The sequence below is a fragment of the Bowmanella yangjiangensis genome (assembly GCF_017255015.1).
In the GTDB taxonomy this organism is placed as follows: domain Bacteria; phylum Pseudomonadota; class Gammaproteobacteria; order Enterobacterales; family Alteromonadaceae; genus Bowmanella; species Bowmanella yangjiangensis.
Window position 1 is genome coordinate 1 of sequence record NZ_JAFKCS010000252.1, and the last position, 337, is coordinate 337.

At 70.0% G+C, this 337-nt stretch carries 1 protein-coding gene; it reads left to right on the plus strand.

The features are described 5' to 3' along the window. Positions 1-110 precede the first annotated feature (110 nt). Positions 111-337: hypothetical protein (locus tag J0A65_RS23755; protein WP_206596743.1), on the plus strand; the 227-nt coding region annotated here is incomplete at its 3' end.

Sequence of the window (337 nt, forward strand, 5' to 3'; positions counted from 1 at the left end):
CGGGCATCTGCTGGCACGACGCATCGCCTGGCTGTTTCGCGATGCCCGTCATGGGCAGTGGTGCTGCGCTGACGTAGACTCGCGGCGGGATGAACAGGAGGTGTTCAGGGATGACATTCAGACTCGCCGCGGGCCTGGCCGGCCTGCTGACCGCCAGCGTGGCGCTGGCCGATGACTGCGCGGCGCAACTGCCTGGCTGGCTGGAACAGGCGCACCCGGGCCAGGCTGGCGGAATCTGGCTGCAGCATGACCGCGCGCCCAAACGCGAGGAAGCCCGCCACACCAACACCAACGACACCCCCGCCCGCCCCCACCACACCCACCACCCCCACCCCCA